Genomic DNA, 226 nt, shown 5'->3' on the forward strand with positions numbered 1-226 from the left:
TGCTTTTGCACCGGCGCCGGCAAGGAGGGCTGGCTGCTGTGGCGGCGTTGGCGGGCGCGCAGGCGGCCGCTGCGGTCGTATTCGCTGCGGGTGCTGATCTGCCCCTGGGTGCGCAGCACTTCGCGGTGCAGGCGGTCGCGCTCGAAGTCGCTGATGACCTGGCCGTCGAGGTTGATCTGGTGCAGGTGGCCGCTGCCGTAGTACAGGCGATTGACCCAGCGGCCAT

The 226-nt window shown here is 69.5% G+C and carries 1 protein-coding gene; it reads right to left on the reverse strand.

Features of this window, described 5'->3' with window-relative positions; translation table 11 throughout:
- On the reverse strand, window positions 1-226 hold a 226-nt coding region (locus ACLEJQ_RS25890; RefSeq protein ID WP_440799972.1), incomplete at both ends, for a hypothetical protein.

The organism is Pseudomonas sp. SMV71, from assembly GCF_052042015.1.
Classification (GTDB): Bacteria; Pseudomonadota; Gammaproteobacteria; order Pseudomonadales; family Pseudomonadaceae; genus Aquipseudomonas.